At 62.5% G+C, this 18,257-nt stretch carries 18 protein-coding genes; 10 read left to right on the top strand and 8 right to left on the bottom strand.

Features of this window, described 5'->3' with window-relative positions; genetic code table 11:
• Nucleotides 1–5 precede the first annotated feature (5 nt).
• Nucleotides 6–1,307: an MFS transporter gene (locus KTR60_RS21435; RefSeq protein WP_075834070.1), complete on the bottom strand. Its 1,302-nt coding sequence runs from the start codon at nt 1,305–1,307 to the stop codon at nt 6–8.
• A gap of 267 nt (nt 1,308–1,574) precedes the next feature.
• The gene (locus tag KTR60_RS21430; protein ID WP_003946405.1) at nt 1,575–2,762 is read right to left on the bottom strand and encodes an ROK family transcriptional regulator; all 1,188 of its coding nucleotides are present in this window, start codon (nt 2,760–2,762) and stop codon (nt 1,575–1,577) included.
• Nucleotides 2,763–2,956: 194 nt separating this feature from the next.
• Here KTR60_RS21430 and KTR60_RS21425 point away from each other — a divergent pair, with 194 nt between their 5' ends.
• The 3 genes from KTR60_RS21425 (at nt 2,957) to xylB (ending at nt 4,996) form a co-directional block, all read left to right on the top strand.
• Nucleotides 2,957–3,187 carry a DUF3263 domain-containing protein gene (locus KTR60_RS21425; RefSeq protein WP_030534904.1) on the top strand — a complete coding sequence of 77 codons (231 nt, stop codon included), beginning with the start codon at nt 2,957–2,959 and terminating at the stop codon, nt 3,185–3,187.
• A 69-nt stretch (nt 3,188–3,256) separates the two neighbouring features.
• Entirely contained in the window at nt 3,257–3,574 is a 318-nt protein-coding gene (locus KTR60_RS21420; protein ID WP_003946343.1) for a WhiB family transcriptional regulator, read from the top strand.
• Between the two features lie 24 nt (nt 3,575–3,598).
• The gene (gene xylB, locus KTR60_RS21415; RefSeq protein ID WP_047272588.1) at nt 3,599–4,996 is read left to right on the top strand and encodes a xylulokinase; all 1,398 of its coding nucleotides are present in this window, start codon (nt 3,599–3,601) and stop codon (nt 4,994–4,996) included.
• 7 nt (nt 4,997–5,003) lie between these two features.
• On the opposite strand, the gene KTR60_RS21410 is transcribed toward xylB, so the two are convergent.
• On the bottom strand, nt 5,004–5,720 hold the full coding sequence (locus tag KTR60_RS21410; RefSeq protein ID WP_047272587.1) for an HAD family hydrolase: 717 nt from the start codon (nt 5,718–5,720) through the stop codon (nt 5,004–5,006).
• 142 nt (nt 5,721–5,862) lie between these two features.
• Between KTR60_RS21410 and cycA the strand changes: the two genes are divergently transcribed.
• From cycA to KTR60_RS21375, 7 genes are all read left to right on the top strand, one after another.
• Nucleotides 5,863–7,326: a D-serine/D-alanine/glycine transporter gene (cycA, locus tag KTR60_RS21405; protein WP_030534902.1), complete on the top strand. Its 1,464-nt coding sequence runs from the start codon at nt 5,863–5,865 to the stop codon at nt 7,324–7,326.
• Between the two features lie 122 nt (nt 7,327–7,448).
• Nucleotides 7,449–8,219: a M23 family metallopeptidase gene (locus tag KTR60_RS21400; protein WP_003946431.1), complete on the top strand. Its 771-nt coding sequence runs from the start codon at nt 7,449–7,451 to the stop codon at nt 8,217–8,219.
• A gap of 126 nt (nt 8,220–8,345) precedes the next feature.
• Nucleotides 8,346–9,851, top strand: coding sequence for a glutamate-cysteine ligase family protein (locus tag KTR60_RS21395; RefSeq protein ID WP_047272585.1), 1,506 nt, complete (start codon nt 8,346–8,348; stop codon nt 9,849–9,851).
• Between the two features lie 141 nt (nt 9,852–9,992).
• Nucleotides 9,993–10,886, top strand: a complete 894-nt coding sequence (locus KTR60_RS21390; RefSeq protein WP_007727672.1) for a universal stress protein — start codon at nt 9,993–9,995, stop codon at nt 10,884–10,886.
• A gap of 176 nt (nt 10,887–11,062) precedes the next feature.
• On the top strand, nt 11,063–12,103 hold the full coding sequence (locus KTR60_RS21385) for an LLM class F420-dependent oxidoreductase (RefSeq protein WP_007727670.1): 1,041 nt from the start codon (nt 11,063–11,065) through the stop codon (nt 12,101–12,103).
• Between the two features lie 358 nt (nt 12,104–12,461).
• Nucleotides 12,462–13,355 (top strand): universal stress protein, encoded by an 894-nt coding sequence (locus tag KTR60_RS21380; protein WP_228401231.1) that lies wholly within the window; start codon nt 12,462–12,464, stop codon nt 13,353–13,355.
• A gap of 76 nt (nt 13,356–13,431) precedes the next feature.
• The gene (locus tag KTR60_RS21375; RefSeq protein ID WP_003946380.1) at nt 13,432–14,070 is read left to right on the top strand and encodes a response regulator; all 639 of its coding nucleotides are present in this window, start codon (nt 13,432–13,434) and stop codon (nt 14,068–14,070) included.
• A 3-nt stretch (nt 14,071–14,073) separates the two neighbouring features.
• On the opposite strand, the gene KTR60_RS21370 is transcribed toward KTR60_RS21375, so the two are convergent.
• The 5 genes from KTR60_RS21370 to KTR60_RS21350 all read right to left on the bottom strand — a co-directional run bounded on the left by KTR60_RS21370 (nt 14,074) and on the right by KTR60_RS21350 (nt 18,219).
• On the bottom strand, nt 14,074–15,765 hold the full coding sequence (locus KTR60_RS21370) for a GAF domain-containing protein (protein ID WP_042921348.1): 1,692 nt from the start codon (nt 15,763–15,765) through the stop codon (nt 14,074–14,076).
• Between the two features lie 27 nt (nt 15,766–15,792).
• A complete protein-coding gene (locus KTR60_RS21365; protein WP_030534897.1) occupies nt 15,793–16,488 on the bottom strand; it encodes a hypothetical protein in 696 nt (231 codons plus the stop codon).
• 19 nt (nt 16,489–16,507) lie between these two features.
• Nucleotides 16,508–16,840 carry a cupin domain-containing protein gene (locus KTR60_RS21360; RefSeq protein WP_003946336.1) on the bottom strand — a complete coding sequence of 111 codons (333 nt, stop codon included), beginning with the start codon at nt 16,838–16,840 and terminating at the stop codon, nt 16,508–16,510.
• A gap of 84 nt (nt 16,841–16,924) precedes the next feature.
• Complete coding sequence (locus KTR60_RS21355) at nt 16,925–17,416, bottom strand: dihydrofolate reductase (protein ID WP_208690361.1); 492 nt, start codon at nt 17,414–17,416, stop codon at nt 16,925–16,927.
• A 2-nt stretch (nt 17,417–17,418) separates the two neighbouring features.
• Nucleotides 17,419–18,219, bottom strand: coding sequence for a thymidylate synthase (locus tag KTR60_RS21350; protein WP_003946427.1), 801 nt, complete (start codon nt 18,217–18,219; stop codon nt 17,419–17,421).
• Between the last annotated feature and the right edge of the window lie 38 nt (nt 18,220–18,257).

The raw sequence follows: 18,257 nt of genomic DNA, 5'->3' as shown, positions 1-18,257 counted from the left end.
GTCGATTACACCATCAGGTCTCGTCCTGATCGATCCTTGATGAGCATCGTGGCGACGAACGAGACCGCGGCCAGCAGGGCGAGGTATATCGAGATGGCAAGGGTGCCAACGGTCTTGCCGAGGAGCCACTGTGCGACGGTGGGAGCAAAGGCGCCGCCGAAGATGGTGCCTACCGCGTAGGAGATCGACGCACCGCTGTAACGGATCGAAGCCGGGAACAGTTCGGCGAACAACGCGGGTTGAGGTCCGTACGACAGCCCGAGTCCGACCGAGAACAGGATCATCGCCACGTAGATCCAGCCGAGATTCCCGGTGTCGATGAGGAGGAAGAACGGCACCGCGAAGAGGACCATTGCGAGGTTGCCCACGTTCATCACCGTGGTGCGGCCGCGTCGATCCGACCAGTAGGCGCCGATCATGGTGAAAACGCCCCACGTGACGGCACTTGCGAGCGTGGCAATCAGTAGTTCGGTCTTACCCAGGCCATAGGTCTTGGTTGCGTACGCGACGATGAATCCGCCGATCACCATGTAGCCGTTGCCGTTTGTGCCGATGAAGGACAGCGCCGCGAGTACGACCTGCTTCGGGTGTTTCTTGAACAGAGTTCGGATAGGCGTGTTGCTCTCGGTGCGGCGTTCCTTGAGTTCGGCGAATACGGGTGACTCGCTGACCTTGCTTCGAATGTAGAAGCCGACGCCGATCAACACGACGCTGAGCAGGAACGGCACTCGCCATCCCCAGGTGGTGAACTGTTCGTCCGTGAGGGTGAACGTGCACAGTGCCAAAACGCCGGTGGCGAGCAACATTCCGAGCGGTACTCCCATCTGTACGAACGCTCCGAAGAATCCTCGACGCTTGGTGGGTGCGTGTTCGACGGCAAGAAGAGCGGCCCCGCCCCATTCGCCGCCCGTCGAGAATCCTTGGACGACGCGAAGCAGGATCAACAGGATCGGTGCCCAGATTCCGATCGAGGCATACGTCGGCAGCACGCCGATGAGAACCGTCGCGGCACCCATCATCGCCAACGTCGCGACCAGGACACGTTTGCGGCCGAGCCTGTCGCCGAGATAGCCGGCCACGATGGCACCGAGAGGACGGAAGACAAAGCTGATGCCGACCGTGACGTAGGAGACGATCTGGCCGGCCGAGCCCATCGGCTTGAAGAACAGGTCGGCAAAGATCAGGGCTGCAGCTTGGGCGTAGATGAAGAAGTCGTACCACTCGACGGTGGTGCCGACCATCGACGCCATCGCGGCGCGGTCGTATTCCTTCGCGGCGGGTTTGGTGCCAGTTCTGGTTGTGGTCATCGAGCTACTTTCTGCCAGTCACGTGGTTCACCGACACGGTGAAACTGCGAAGTCGGAACAGGGGAGAAACGCTGTTCGATCTGCGACGTTGCCGGTGTGCTCGGTGCATGCTTTTGGCTGACTCGGAGCGTTCCTGCGCGATCTCATCGTCGATATCGGCAACCGAATGATCGGTAGGTAATGAATTATGCAGAAGTGTGAGCGTCAACACAAGCGATGCCGGAAAAGTCTGATTGTTTGATGCGGAGCGTGCGAGAAGTCAGCGACTCACGTGTGGAGTGACGCCGCGATCCGCAGATCGATTTCCCTGGCGCTGAGCAGATGGTCGAGGACGAGAACCGCACAACCGAGGATGCCGGATTGTGCGCCGTGGCTGACCGAAGCGATCTGAAGCTTTCGGGTGGCAAGCGCCGTTGCGTTGCCGTAGACGGACTCCCGAAGCCCGGCGAGGAAGAGTTCGTCCGCCTCGGCCATGTCGCCGCCGATGATCAGGACCTCGGGATTGAGGAGATTGACCGCGCCGGAAATGACGTCGCCGATCAGTCGGCCGCTGCTTCTGATGAGCCGGCGGGCTTCGCTGTCGCCGTCCAGGGCGAGGCGGACGACATCACGCACGTGACCGACGCTTCGGCCCTGATCTCGGAGGGCATGCACGAGAGCCCAACCGCTGGCGACAGTTTCGACGCAGCCGACGTCGCCGCAGCGACACTTCATGCCCCGCGCTGCAGCGGTTTTGGTATGCCCGATCTCGCCGGACGCTCCGAGTGAACCGCGTTGGAGGACTCCGCCCATGACGATTCCTGCGCCGAGGCCGGTTGACGCCTTGATCATCAGGAGGTTGGGCGCACTCTCGCGTCGCTCGCTCAATTCGGCCAGAGCCATCACGTTGGCATCGTTGTCCGCGAACAGCGGAGCCGTGGTCACCGATGCCAGATAGGGGGCAAGCGCGACTCCGTCCCATCCCGCCATCATCGGAGAGTCGAGGCTTGCTCCCGCGGCGACGTCGACCGTTCCGGGAATGCTCAGTCCGATTCCGATGACCTCGGTAGACGCGCGGTGGACCTGGGCCAGTAGTGACGAAAGATGCTCGGCAATTTCGGGCATCAGTTCGTCGGGGCCGACCCCGACCGACTTGTCGATGTCTTCTGCCGCGAGGATCGTGCCCGCCAGGTCGGTGACGGCAAGTTGTGCCCGCGATCGACCGATTGCCACGACGAGAACCACGCCGGACGAGTTCGCGAAGGTGAGAGTGGACGGCGGCCGGCCGCCCGTCGACGGGCCCTCGTCGTCATCGGCGATCAAACCAAGCGATTGAAGTGCTGCAACCCTGGCCGATACCGCCGTCCTGGACAGGCCGGTGAGCTTCCCGATCTCGCTGCGCGTGGTCGCGGAACCGCTGCGTATCAGCGTGAATACCTCTCCCGCGGTAGCCGGAGTCGTGGACGGTCGGGTCATTGTCCTATTCAAGCATTCCTCGTCGGTAACTTCAGCGTGCGAAAGTTCGCATACTTTGTCCACAAAAAGACGTAAGTAGGTCTTGTGAAAAAGCAGAAGTAGGCATAGTCTGTGTCTTGACTCACTGCCACGGGCGTCCGAGGAGACGAGTCGCAGTTTCTGTGAAGCAGGGCGCACAAACAGGGGAGAACCTGATGAGCCGCACGGATACACAAGAGATCGTCGAGTTCGCACGTAAGTGGCAGCAGTTCGACGGTGGACCTGACGAAGAGATCTTTGTAACCTTCGGCCTCGCCCCGGACGAGTATTTCCGCAGGCTGCAGGCAATTCTCGACGACGGCGTCGTAGCGCTGACTCCGCCGGTCACCGGCGAACTCGCAACGGTCTGTGCACATCGACTCGGCCAATCGGTCAGGCGTCGATAAGTCCGACCCGGCGTCAGCCCAGAGTCACCCGAATCCGTGTCACCCGAGTAAGGAATTGAGGTCGCCATCATGCACAAGCACCTTCCGATGCCGTACCCGACCGCCGAAGTGTGGGACTGGCAGCTGCAGGGAGCGTGCCGCGGGCACGATTCCGCGGTGTACTTCCATCCGGACGGCGAGCGTGGACACGCCCGCGAGAACCGTGAACGCAACGCCAAGAAGGTCTGCGCGACGTGCCCTGTACTCCAGCAGTGCCGCGAACACGCACTCTCCGTCCACGAGCCGTACGGCATCTGGGGTGGAATGACGGAGACCGAGCGCGCAGAATATGTGCGATCGCTGCGTAAGCGCAGCAACCGGATGCCCGCGGTCGCCAACGCGAGCTGACGGTCCTTCGGAAAGGACGCCAGTGTGACCCTCGTAGCCGGTATCGATTCGTCTACCCAGTCGTGCAAAGTCATTGTCCGTGATGCCGATTCGGGAGAGCTGGTACGAGAAGGGCGGGCGGCGCACCCCGTCGGTACCGAGATAGATCCGGCATGCTGGCTCGAGGCGATGGACAGTGCAATCGCCGCGGCGGGTGGGCTCGGCGACGTCGCAGCCGTATCGGTCGGAGCTCAACAGCACGGCATGGTGTGTCTGGACAGTGGCGGCGAGGTTGTCAGACCGGCGTTGCTGTGGAACGACACTCGGTCGGCGAAGGCTGCGACCGATCTGGTCGAAGAGTTCGGCGGACCCAAGGCGTGGGCCGACGCAGTTGGTGTAGTTCCGGTCGCCGCGGTCACGGCAAGCAAGCTTCGATGGCTGGCAGATCACGAACCCGGCAATGCCGATCGCACTGCCGCGGTGTGTCTTCCGCATGACTGGTTGTCCTGGAAGTTGGGTGGGTCCGGCTCGATCGAGGAGCTTGTTACCGACGCGGGCGACGCCAGTGGAACCGGCTATTATGCTGCCTCGACGCGCGAATATCGTAAAGATTTGCTGGCGTTGGCATTTCGCGGTCGAACCCCGCATGTTCCCCGAGTTGCATCGCCGAACGAAAAGATCGGAAGTACACGTTCCGGAGGTATTGTCGGGCCTGGCACCGGTGACAATGCCGCAGCCGCACTGGGTTTGGGAGCAGTTCCCGGTGACGTGATCATCTCGATCGGAACATCCGGCGTCGTCTCGGCTGTATCGGCCACCCCCACGCACGATCCCGGCGGGAACGTGGCAGGATTCGCGGACGCAACCGGCCTGCACTTGCCGCTGGTGTGCACTCTCAACGGCGCGCGCATTCTTGATGCGACGGCGTCCATTCTCGGTGTCGATCACGCCGAACTGTCGCGGTTGGCGTCGACGGCGCCCCTCGGAAACGACGGGCTGGTCATGATTCCGTACTTCGAGGGTGAACGGACGCCCAACCGCCCTGACGCCACGGGGGCCATGCACGGATTCCGGCTGCAGAACTCGACGCCTGCGCACTTTGCACGAGCCGCAATCGAAGGGCTCCTGTGCGGCTTGGCCGACGGCGTCGACGACCTGGTTCGTCAAGGCGTCGAGGTGAAGCGAGTTCTCCTCGTGGGAGGCGGAGCGAAGTCGCGCGCTCTCTGTGAGATCGCGCCGGCAATTCTCGGAGTGCCGGTCGTGATCCCTGCTCCGGGTGAGTACGTCGCCGAAGGGGCATGCAGGCAAGCAGCATGGGCACTGTCCGGGGACACGCAGCCGCCGGTGTGGCCGAAACCGGAAGAGCGACGATTCGACGCCGAACCAGCTCCCCACGTGCGCGAGCGCTACGCGTCGTTGCGCGAACTCACCGAAGGTGTCTGAGCGCTCCCTACAGAAGCCCGAACTTCCGCACTGCGTCGAGTAGCGCGTGCGGGCGTTCGGTCGTCGGCAGGGGATCGACGAGTGCGAACTGGCAACCGACGTCACGGGCAGCGCCGTCGGCGATGTCGCTGTCACCGACCATCAGAGTCTGCGCCGCATCCACATCGAGTTGTGCGAGGGCGTACTCGAAGATCGCCGGTTCAGGCTTGACTGCACCCACCTCGAACGAGAGAACGAACTCGTCGACCCAGACGTCCCAGCCGCGGTCGGCGAACGCCGGACGGATGTCGAAGGCGATGTTGCTCAAGACGGCAGTGCGTATGCCCTTCTCCGACAGTGACTTCAGGACCTCGCCGGTATCCGGGTACGGCGACCACTGATCCGGATCGACCAGCAGGGCGTAGAAAGCTTCGGCCCGAACCGGATCGGGCACCCCGGACTTACTCAACACGTCGAGGTAAGCCTGACGATGCAACTTCGGATCCCGGTCGCGGTTCTCCCACGCGTAGATCTCCGCTTCGTCCATCTCCACGGTTCTGCCCACCGGCGCGGTCATCCGACGCATCAGCTCGGCTTGAGCGTGCACGTCGAGCGGATCGCCTTGGTGATCGACGAGGTGCTCGGTCCAATCGTCGCTCTCCTCCAAACGGAAGAGGGTTCCGGAGAAATCGAACAGCGTCGCGGCGATATGTCCGTCTTGATGGGCCGTGCTGTCAGTGTTCACCTCGACAGGTTATCGGCGTCCGCTTTCCGATGCGTGATGTGAGCCAGTGCACGCGTACTTTGAGAGAGCACATTTTCCGAGGTTCCCCCGACGGGCACGATTTCGATGCCCCGGATGAACCGAACGACGAGGGGGATCCTCCGTGTCCGACCACGCGAATACACCAGACCTGACGAAGCCGTCCGGCGAAGACCCCCACCTCTCACGTCAGCTGTCCAACCGGCATATCCAGCTGATCGCCATCGGTGGTGCCATCGGCACCGGACTGTTCATGGGATCGGGCAAGACGATCTCGCTCGCCGGGCCTTCCGTGATCTTCGTGTACATGATCATCGGATTCATGCTCTTCTTCGTCATGCGGGCGATGGGGGAGCTGCTGCTCTCGAACATGGCGTACAAGTCGTTCTCCGACTTCGCCGCGGATCTGCTGGGCCCCTGGGCGGGATTCTTCACCGGCTGGACCTACTGGTTCTGCTGGATCGTCACCGGCATCGCGGACGTCATCGCGATTTCCGGGTACTTCAAGTACTGGTGGCCAGGGCTCGCGGCGTGGATTCCTGCTTTGCTGACGATCGCGGCGCTGTTGCTCCTCAATCTCCCGACCGTTCGCGCTTTCGGTGAAACCGAGTTCTGGTTCGCGCTGATCAAGATCATCGCCATCGTCAGCCTGATCGTCGTCGGCATCGTCATGGTCGTCTCCGGGTTCACGGCGCCGAACGGTGCCACCTCGGGTATCGACAACCTCTGGAACGACGGCGGGATGTTCCCGACCGGATTCATGGGCTTCGTCGCCGGCTTCCAGATCGCCGTGTTCGCCTTCGTGGGTATCGAGCTCGTCGGTACGACGGCAGCCGAGGCCAAGGACCCGGAGAAGAATCTGCCGAAGGCCATCAACTCCATCCCCATTCGTGTCCTGCTGTTCTACGTCGTTGCACTGACCGTGATCATCGCGGTGACTCCGTGGCGTGAAATCAGCGCAGACAAGAGTCCGTTCGTCGCCATGTTCACACTCGCCGGCCTCGGCATCGCTGCATCTGTCATCAACTTCGTCGTGCTGACCTCCGCGGCATCTTCGGCCAACTCGGGTATCTACTCCACCTCGCGCATGGTGTTCGGCCTTGCGCAGGAGGGCGACGCACCGAGGGCCCTCGGCAAGCTGAACTCACGCAAGGTCCCCGCGAACGCCCTGATGTTCTCGTGCATCTTCCTGCTGGCGTCGTTGATCCTGCTGTTCTCGGGCGATTCCGTGATCGAGGCCTTCACCGTCGTCACGACCATTTCGGCGCTGCTGTTCATGTTCGTATGGACGATCATCCTGGCGAGCTACATGGTGTACCGGAAGCGTCGTCCGCACCTGCACGAGGCGTCGAAGTTCAAGATGCCCGGCGGCATCGTGATGTGCTGGGTCGTGCTCGCGTTCTTCGTCTTCATTCTCTGGGCACTGACAACCAAGGACGACACCCTGCAGGCACTTCTCGTCACGCCGATCTGGTTCGTGGTTCTGGGCATCGCGTGGGCGATCATCCGGCGTCGACCCGCTCACCGGGCACGATACGACGCATTCAAGTCAGAACTGGACGCCAGCCGACAGAACGGCGAGAAATAGTTTTGGTCAAGATCGGGTAACGGTGGCGGCCGCCTTGATCAAACTGTTACATTCTTCGGCAGACAGAGGAGCGGGCTTCATCAGAAGGACGCTGCACGCCGACGACTGACGGAGTACACACTGTGGGAAACCACCACCGCACGGGCAATGACGATGTTGTCTTCGAGATCGATCCCGAGGCAGCAAGCGGCCGCCACCGCACCCCGTCGGCTGGCCCTGGTGCCGGTGTCAAGGCAGGTGTCGTAGCTGCGGCTACCGGTGCGCTCCTCGTCGGTGCAGGCCAGATGGGTGCAGGAACCGCTGCTGCGGCGCCGGCAACACAGACCATCGCCGGCATCGAAATCCCGCAGGGTCTGCTTCCCGAGGGCGTTGTCGTTCCGGCTGAATTGGCGGCACTTCCGGCTCTCGACATCCCCGAGCTTCCCGATTTTGCTGCCGACCTCAACACGCAGGCACAGCAGTTCCTCGCTGGGATCAACCCCGGCACCTCAGCTCGTACCGTGCAGCCGGTGTCCGGAACGCTGACCTCCACCTTCGGTTCGCGCTGGGGAGCACACCACGGTGGCCTCGACATCGCGGCTCCGATCGGTACGCCGATTCTGGCTGCAGCCGACGGCCAGGTCATCGACGCCGGCCCGGCGTCAGGTTTCGGCCTCTGGGTCCGCGTCCAGCACGACGACGGCACGGTCACCACGTACGGCCACGTCAACGACTACCAGGTCAACGTCGGCCAGCGCGTCAACGCCGGCCAGCAGATCGCCACCGTGGGTAACCGTGGCCAGTCCACCGGCCCGCACCTGCACTTCGAGGTTGCCGAGAACGGCGCAAAGGTCGATCCCGCAGCGTGGCTGCAGGCTCGCGGCGTAGCTGTCACCTGGGTCGACAACTCGTAGAAGAAACTTTCGGAGAACTGCGGTGGCGTCGGGAAATTCTTCCTGGTGCCACCGCAGTTCTCGTTTGTCGGTGACACCGGACGGATAGCCTTCAGTGACGTTGATCGTCGAAGGGGGGAATGCGCAATGGGTGCAGAGGTCACGGCGCGAGAATTCACCAGAGCCGACCGTAGGCTCTTTCGTAAGAAGGTGCGCTCGTGCGTCGACGCCATGAAGCAGATGCTCGACGGTGGTGACTTCCGAGACGCCGTCGACAAGCCCGCTCCGCTGTTGGGCATGGAGATCGAGTTCAACCTCGTGACCGGCGACATGACGCCCGCGATGTCCAACCGTGAAGTGCTCGAATCCATCGACGACTCTGCGGTTTTCCAAACCGAGCTCGGACAGTTCAACGTCGAGATGAACGTCGAGCCCGGCCCACTCACCGGTGATGCGACTTTCGAATTGGAGAAGAAACTGCGGGCGTCCCTCGACGTCGCAGACGCGCGAATCCACGCGCACGACGCCGAGATGGTGATGATCGGGATGCTGCCGACCCTGCAGCTCGAGCATCTCGATCGTGAGTGGATCACCGCCAACCCGCGCTACGAATTGCTCAACGAGCAAATTTTTGCCGCGCGAGGAGAGGACATCGAACTCGACGTCGAAGGTGTCGCGCTACCCGGCGGCGACGTGGAAATCCTTCGGGCCGACACCAATTCGGTGGTGCCGGAGGCGGCATGTACGTCCATGCAGTTGCACCTGCGCGTCGCGCCGGAAGAATTCGCAGCGCACTGGAATGCCGCGCAGTGTCTGGCCGGAGTACAGGTGGCGCTTGCGGCCAATTCTCCTTTCCTGGCAGGGAAGGCGCTTTGGCACGAATCACGCATTCCGATCTTCGAACAGGCAACGGACACCCGAACTTTCGAGCTCAAGAACCAAGGTGTGCGACCGCGAGTGTGGTTCGGTGAGCGGTGGATCCATTCGGTTCTCGACCTGTTCGAGGAGAATTCACGGTACTTCCCGGCGCTGCTCCCTGATGTCTCGGACACCGATCCGCTGGAAGTGCTCGCGGCGGGCGGGGTTCCGGAGTTGAGCGAGCTTCAGATGCACAACGGCACGGTCTATCGCTGGAATCGGCCCGTCTACGACTGCTCGGATGGCAAGCCGCACTTGCGTATCGAGAATCGGGTGCTGCCGGCCGGGCCGACCGTCGTCGACATCATGGCCAATGCGGCCTTCTACTACGGAACCGTTCGCGCATTGGTGAACGCGGAGCGGCCACTGTGGTCGCACATGTCGTTCCATGCGGCAGAAGAGAACCTGCACATCGGCGCCAAGTACGGACTCGACGCCACCCTGTACTGGCCGGAGATCGGTTGGGTCGGTGCCGACGAGTTGGTCCTGCGAAGGCTGCTGCCGTTGGCGGACGAGGGTTTGGCCGACTTCGGATTGTCCGCCGCGGCCCGCGATCGGTACCTCGGCGTGATCGAAGGGCGGTGCATGAATCGGCAGACCGGTGCCGCCTGGCAACGCGAGCACGTGGCGCACGCGGAGGCCTCGGGCGCGGACCGCTCGACTGCGCTCACCGGAATGCTCCGCGGTTACGTGGAAAACATGCGGACGGGAGATCCTGTTCACACCTGGTCCTGATTGCTCTGCTAATTCTCCTATCCGTCAACAGTTTCGGGGACCTAAGTCCCCGAAATGAAGAGGGGGCGACCCCAAAAAAGCCGGACAAGTGGGATGGTTAGAGTGAAAGTGGCTCGGTTACTTCTTCAGGAAGGTGGGCACATGAGTTCACGCGAACATAACAGTGTTGTTGTCGGAGTCGAGGGTTCGGACACTGCGTCCACAGCGCTCCGCGAGGCCGCGAAAATCGCCGCCCAGCGCGAATTGCGACTCGACATCATCCACGCTCTCGACTTCGCGCCTTACGGTTTCGGCGGACCGTACGTCGACGCGGGTGGGGTGTACGAATGGGTCGAAGAGGCCGGAAAAGCGATCTTGGCGGAGGCGGAACAGTTCGCCCGTGAGATCGATCCGAAACTCGAAGTTCACACCGAAATCGCCATCGGCAGCGCAACTCAGTGGCTGATCGAGAGTTCGGCACAAGCCAGGCGGGTAGTCGTCGGAGCGTCGGCGTCAGGCAAGGCGGCGACAGCAGTCCTCGGCAATACCGCGGTCGGTGTGGCCAGTCACGGCAAGTGTCCGGTCATCGTCGTCCGAGACCGCGATGGTGCGGTGCCCTCGGAAGGACCCGTAGTGGTCGGCGTCGACGGCAGCGCATTGAGCGCCCAGGCCGTCGGTGCGGCTTTCGAGGAAGCGTCGTTCCGCGGAGTCGAGTTGGTGGCGTTGCACGTGTGGAGTGACCTCGGCAGTGCGGCATTCGAAGACCCGAGGGCCGCTGCGCTTGCCCCGCAGTCTCTCGAAGAGGAAGAGCACGCGGTACTCAGCGAGAGCTTGGCCGGATGGTCCGAGCAATACCCGGACGTGAAGGTCCGGCGCGAGGTATACCTCGACAACCCACGCGGACGGCTGTTGGACTGGTCGGCAAAAGCGCAGCTCGTCGTAGTCGGAAGCCGTGGTCGCGGTGGATTCCGCGGCATGTTGCTCGGCTCGACCAGCAACACCCTGATCGCTTCGGCCAAGTGCCCCGTCATGGTGGTTCGCCCCGAAGAATCCTGACCCTCGACAGGCTCTCCCACTACCCCGTTCATTTCGGTCATCGAATATGAACGGGGTAGTCACATGAATGCGGACTCAGGTTCCGTAGTGTTCGATGTGAGTAAGTGTTCGATGGGAGTACCACTGCTCGTGTGCGCGTCGCACACGGCAGCAATCGTCAGGATTGGGGTTACAACGTGCGTATCGGTATGGGTTTGAACTACAGCGGCGGGTTCGCCGAAACCGTCGAAGAGGTCGGTGACCTGGAGAAGGCGGGCCTCGACATCGCCTTCGTCCCGGAGGCGTATTCCTTCGACGCCGTCAGCCAGCTCGGTTACCTGGCGGCCAAGACGTCGACCATCGAACTCGCTTCGGGAATCTTTCAGATCTACACCCGTACCCCTTCGTTGACCGCCATGACGGCGGCGGGCCTGGACTTCGTCTCCAACGGTCGCTTCGTGATGGGACTGGGCGCTTCCGGACCGCAGGTGATCGAGGGGTTCCACGGCGTCAAGTACGACGCTCCGCTGGGACGCACACGTGAGGTCGTCGAGATCTGCCGTCAGGTATGGCGCCGCGAGAAGGTCGAGTACCAGGGCAAGTACTACCAGGTTCCCCTCCCCGCCGAGAAGGGCACCGGACTCGGAAAGCCGCTCAAGCTGATCAATCATCCTGTGCGTGAGCGCATCCCGATCCTGATCGCTTCGCTCGGACCCAAGAACGTCGAGCTGACGGCGGAAATCGCCGAAGGCTGGGAACCTATCTTCTTCCATCCGGAGAAGGCAGCAAGCGTGTGGGGTGAGCCGATCGCCAAGGGCAAGGCCAAGCGCGATCCGAGCCTCGGTGAGCTTCAGGTGTACGCGTCGCCGGCACTGGCCATCGGTGACGACGTCGACCACATGCTCGACTGGGTACGCCCGAGCCTTGCGCTCTACATCGGTGGCATGGGCGCCAAGGGCAAGAACTTCTACAACGATCTCGCGGTGCGCTACGGCTACGAAGAGGCCGCCGAGAAGATCCAGGATCTCTACCTCGCGGGCAAGAAGGACGAAGCCGCAGCAGCAGTGCCGGACGAACTGGTTCGCGCAGTGTCGTTGATCGGTCCCGAGAGCTACGTCAAGGAACGCGTCGCAGCCTTCGCCGAAGCCGGTGTCACGACGCTCAACGTCACGCCGTTGGCGGCCGACCGCAACGGCCGAGTGCAGCTGATCGAGAAGTTCCGCAAGATTTGTGACTGACCCTGCTGTGCGCCTTTATTAACCGCCGGCGGTTAACAAAGGCGCACAGCAGAGCGGGTGGTTCAGGATCTCCTGCGTACGAAACCCGATTTTGGGCGCTTGTTGACAGGACTTTTTTCACTTCTGACCGGTCGGGTTCTTCACCTAACGTGGATCGAGTAGCCAGGGTTTGCGTGCGAATCCGGCACCGGTGGCCTCGTTGACGCCCGAAAGGGATGTTGGCGGGGCCGTTGCCGCAGTCCACCCGAACACCCAATGTCCGATTCGGGACTCGCGTCGGCTGATGAATCCTTTTTGCCGTCATTGGGCAATAGTGTGAGGGCGAAGAGATTCTGTGGTCGATTGTGGAGGGACGAACATGAGTGCAACCAAACCCGTCGTCGTAGCGGTAGACGGTTCGGAATCGGCGTCGTCGGCTGTCGTCTGGGCGGCGAGGACCGCGGTGGCGCTCGGTCGACCACTCCACATCGCGACGGTGGTGCACATCCCAGCCTTCTACTACTCCGAGCCTTACCTCGCCGAGAGCTTCAAGGACGAACTGCGGCGCACTGCCACCGCTCGTCTGGACAGCGCACAGATTCTCGCGCGGCAAAGCATCGACGACGACCTCGAGATCGTCACCGAACTACTCGACGGCAGCGTCTCCGATCGCCTGATCGAATTGTCCAAGGGCGCGTACATCATTGCGCTCGGCCCTCGCGGGCACGGCGAATTCACCGGATTGGTCGTCGGTTCTGCGACGGTCTCGGTTGTCTCGCACGGCGAATCTCCGGTTGCAGTTGTCCGAGGACGGACGCTCGACGGTCGACCGCCGACCGAGGGCCCCGTCGTCGTCGGTGTCGATGGATCCGAAAGCAGCATCGAGGCAGTCGAGCACGCTTTCGAGCAGGCCTCCGCGCGGGGCGCCACCTTGATTGCCGTCAACGTGTGGAGCGACGTGAGTGTGCAGCCCTCGTTGGGCGCCACCCCCGACGACCCCCTGTGGAGCAGCATCCAGACGGGCGAGGAAGTTGTCCTCGCCGAGCAATTGGCCGGATTCACCGAGCGTTACCCGGACGTCGTCGTCGAAAGAGTCGTCGCGCGTGACCGTCCGGTCCGAGTCCTGAGCGAATACGCGGAGACGGCGCAGTTGATAGTCGTCGGCAGTCGCGGGCGCGGCGGATTCGCAGGAATGCTCCTCGGATCGACCAGTCGGGCGCTCCTGCACACCGCGGATTGCCCGGTTCTCATCGTCCGGCACGTCAGCAAGTGAAGAGAATGCATTCCATGAGTTCTGAGTCCACCGTCTCCGGTACCGTTCGACGTGAGATGTCTTTTGGAGGGGTTCGATGACAACGCGGATATTCCTGGTCGACGATCACGAGATCGTCAGACGCGGATTGTTCGACCTACTCGGTGGGGTCGAGGACTTCGTGGTGGTGGGCGAGGCGGCGTCCGTGGGGGAAGCGCTGGCTGCGGTACCGCAGAGCAACGCCGACGTCGCTGTTCTAGACGTACGCCTGCCTGACGGCAACGGCGTCGAACTGTGCCGAGAACTCCGCTCGATGCTTCCCGACCTCCGCTGCCTGATGCTCACGTCGTACGCCGACGACGAGGCGTTGCTCGACGCGATCATGGCGGGCGCCTCGGGATTCGTCCTCAAGCAGATTCTCGGAACCGATCTGGTCGCTGCAGTCCGCACAGTCGGGCGCGGCGGTTCACTGCTCGACAGTCGTGCAACCGAGGCGCTGATGCAGCGGATCCGCAGCGACCGTACAGCTGATCCGTTGGCCGAACTTTCCGATCAGGAGCGAGCAGTCTTCGACCTCATCGGAGAGGGGCTCACCAACAGGGAGATCGGCGCGCGATTGTTCCTCGCGGAGAAGACGGTCAAGAACTACGTGACGCGTCTGCTCTCGAAGCTGGGCATGCAGCGTCGTACTCAGGCTGCGGTGCTGGCGACCGAAATCCGTAGCGGCAGTCGCTAGGATCTAACGACCGGATTTCGGTCGATTCGAGTTGGTGCGACCGAGCGGTACTCGCCAGAGCAGGCGTGCACCGCTCGGATCGTGATTGACGATCGTGCACGTACCGCCGCAATGTTCGGCGCGGCGCTCCAGATTGTGCAGTCCACTCTTGTGGAAGTCGGAGGGGAGTCCGACGCCGTCGTCCTCGATCGTGATCGCAAATTCGACGTCCGCGGTGACAGCGATGGTGATGTGGCGTGCGTGTGCATGCCGAAGGACGTTGCTCAACCCCTCACGCAGCACGGCTTCGGCGTGCTGGTGGATCCCGGGATTCACCAGAGTGTCGATGGCGCCGGAGAATTGGACGCTCGGGGTAACAGCGGACTGTGCGGTGGCGTCGCCGATGACATCGAGGAGGCGCCGGCGCAGGCTCGACGAATCGGTGGCTGTGGGAGTCTGCAGATCGAAGATGGTTGTCCGGATCTCGCGGACTGTCTTGTCGAGCTGTTCGAGGGATCGTTTGACAATCGCGCGCGCCGACTCCGGGAGGGTCTCGTCCGGAAGCGTGCTCTGCAGGCTCATTCCGCTCGCGAACAGTCGCTGGATGACGTTGTCGTGCAGGTCTCGTGCGATGCGGTCGCGGTCGGCGAGAACGGACAACAGGCGTTGCGCCTTTTGTTTCTCGTCGAACTCGATTGCAACGGAGCCGAGTTCGGCCATCGACTCGATCCGGGTCAGTTCGTCGTGATCCCAGTGCGTGTTGGTGGAATTCGACGCCACGATGACCGCGCCGACTACACCCGAGGCGACGCACATCGGTGCCACGACCGCACTCCCAGCCGACGGCACCAGTTCGGTGAGTGCGCCTAAAGTGGTGAGTACCTGTAGCTTTCGAGTGCTCCGCACCACGTCGAACGGATAAGTGGTCGCCGGGATTCTGACTCCACGTGACGTGGTCCGGGCGCTGGCCGCGGCGTGAACCTGTGCGTAGCCGTTCTCGCAGATCACCACGATCACGTCGTCGACGCCGGTCAGGTCCCGAACGCGACTGGCAAGAAGTTGCAGGCCGTCCTCGAGCGAGTCACCGGCCAGCAACCGCGAGCGGATGGCAGATGTTGCGGTGAGCCATCTTTCACGAGTTCGTGACTGCTCGAACAGTCGGGCGTTTTCCACAGCGATACCGGCTGCGATGGCGAGGGCTTCGAGAATGACCTCGTCTTCCTGGGTGAACTCGGCCTGTCCCCGTTTCTCGGTCAGGTAGATGCTTCCGAACACCTTTCCCCGCATCATGATCGGCGCCCCGAGGAAGCTCTCCATCGGTGGATGATTTGCGGGGAATCCCACCGATTCGGGATGGTCGCCGAGATGGGCCACACGCAAAGTCTGCGGGTGATTCATCAGAACACCCAGCACGCCATGACCTTCGGGGAAATGTCCCATGGTCGCGCGTTGGGACCCGGAGATTCCCTCGTACACGAATTCCGAGAGCCCGCCCCCCGGCGCCGCGACCCCCAGGGCGCCGTAGCGGCAATCCAGAACCGTTGTCGCAGAGGTGATGATCCGTTGAAGCGTCAGGTCGAGGTCCAGGCCGGAGCCGACCACCAGGACCGCCTCGAGCAGGCGGTGGAGTGTCGGTATGTCGGCATTGGAATCGCCCAGGCGGTCGAGCAACTCGCCGAACGTACGTGCCGGACTGTGACCCGAAGCTTCGACCATGGTCGAAGCATATCGCCTCACCGAACGTCAGCTCTCCTGGCGGCGACCTTCCCACCACGACGACCAGTGATGCTTGATCTCGTCGAACTCGTCATCGCTCAGGTCGTAGGTGGTCAGCAGGATGGACATGCCTCCGTCGGGCCGCTGCGCCGTCACCGACTGGGTGGCGACAGACAGCAGGCCAGGGCCGAGATCCTCGACTGTCAACCCGAATTGGTGGTCAGTGACGTAGTCGACGACGCCTTCGAAATAGTCGCCGGGAGCGATTGTCACCGCGTACCGACTTCCCGCTTCCAATTCGATTTCGGTGAGCCCGAGGACGCTTGCCACGTTCTCACCGGGGAGCAGAAGGCCGTCGAGATAAATGGTTTTACGCTCGGCCAGTCCGTGGTGCTCCACTGCGAATCTGAGCAACTGGAGGAATGTCGTCCAGCCCTCGGTGATGTCGTCGTACCAGTCGTCGTCGGCAGATTTGGCCGGCCGATCGATGCGGACGACCGTCTTGCCGTCCTGTTCGCGAAGTGAGAAACGGTCACCGTTTCCGAGTTTCAGCGTCAACGCTTCGGGGTCGGCCTCAGCGGTGGAGTAGATCTGGTTGATTTCGTCGTCGAGTCCGTCGTACTCCCAGCCGAACCAACGTCGAATCAGCGACGGGTCGCGCAGCGCGGGCCAGAGTACGGACGGGGCTGCGACGACGGACACTTCGATCACGGTTTCGCTCACGCGGAAGACGCTACCGATTTCAGCCCTTCATGGCGACGGTCAGTAGAAATGCAACGTCTTCGAGCGCTTCGACGCTGTGCCGGTCGGCCGGGACGGTCAGGAAATCACCCGTGGATCCTTTCCACTGGTCACTCCCACACACAAGATTCAGCTTCCCGCTCAGGACCAACAACGTGGCTTCGCCCGGACTGTCGTGTTCGGCGAGGCTCTTGCCGGCGCTCAGGGCGATCACCGTCTGTCGCAGGCTGCGCTGGTGGCCACCGTAGACGGTTTGTGAACTGCGACCGCTGGTCGCCGAGCCCGCCAGTTTCAACTGTTGGCGAGCGAGAGCGGTCAGTGACTTCTTGTCCATCGAAGACCTCTCGGAAGCGGTGAATGTCCTTCTTGGAGTATGACCGACTCACTCGCGAGGTGCCTCGTTATCGGCGGAAGTCGGTCAGCGCGTGTACTCCAACCAGCGGAAGCGCAGGCCGCTCTTCTCCGAGGTCTGCCAGGGCTCGTCGGATTTCAGGTTCCATTCGGGGCCGATCTCGGGAGCAAAAGCATCACCGGCGATGTCGAGGTCGATCTCGGTCACCAGTAGATGCGTCGCGAATGGCAGTGCAGCCGAATAAATTTGCCCGCCGCCGACGACGAAGACGTCACCGTCCGGCAACGCCAGGGCGTCGTCCAGCCTGTGGACTACCTCGGCGCCTTCGGCGTGCCATTGCGGATCGCGTGTGACGACGATGTTCCGACGCCCGCTGAACGGACGGAACTTCGATGGAATGGAGTCCCAGGTGCGCCGCCCCATGATTACCGGATGGCCCATGGTGACGCGCTTGAAGTAAGCCATGTCCTCGGACACGCGCCACGGGATCGAGTTGTCGGCGCCGATGACGCCGCCGAGGGCCTGCGCCCAGATGAGGGTGACTGTGCGATCGGTCATCGTCAGACCGCTACCGGCGCTTTGATCGCGGGGTGGTGCTGATAATCGACGATCTCGACGTCCTCGAAGGTGTAGTCGAAAATGGAGTCGCGTTTGTTCAGCTTCAGGGTCGGCAACGGAAGGGGCTCGCGACCGAGCTGCTCGGTGACCTGGTCGACGTGGTTGTCGTAGATGTGGCAGTCACCGCCGGTCCAGACGAACTCGCCGACGTCGAGTCCGGCCTGCTGGGCCATCATGTGGGTGAGCAGCGCGTAACTGGCGATGTTGAACGGAACGCCGAGGAACATGTCGGCGCTGCGCTGGTACAGCTGGCAGGAGAGCTTGCCGTCGGCGACGTAGAACTGGAAGAAAGCGTGGCACGGCGCCAGGGCCATCTGCGGAATGTCGGCGACGTTCCACGCCGAAACGATGATCCGCCGCGAATCGGGGTTGGAGCGCAGGGTCTCGACGGTCTGCGTGATCTGGTCGATGTGCTCGCCCGAAGGGGTGGGCCAGCTACGCCACTGGACGCCGTAGACGGGGCCGAGTTCACCGTTCTCGTCGGCCCACTCGTCCCAGATGGAGACGCCGTGCTCGTGCAGCCACGCCACGTTGGAGTCGCCGCGCAGGAACCACAGGAGTTCGTTGACTATCGACTTGAGGTGGACCTTCTTGGTGGTGACGAGCGGAAAGCCGTCGGCAAGATCGAAACGCATCTGGTGACCGAAGATGCTGCGGGTGCCGGTTCCGGTTCGATCGGATTTGGCGGTACCCGTCTCCATGACGAGCCGGAGGAGGTCTTCGTAAGCAGTGGAGACAGTCACGGGAATCAGTCTAGGGCCTGCCCTGCTGTGCGCCTTTA

It is taken from the genome of Rhodococcus sp. C1, assembly GCF_020809065.1.
GTDB classification, from domain to species: Bacteria; Actinomycetota; Actinomycetes; order Mycobacteriales; family Mycobacteriaceae; genus Rhodococcus_F; species Rhodococcus_F qingshengii.
Note: the sequence above shows the minus strand (reverse complement) of the source record. Positions and strands in the feature narration are given on the sequence as shown.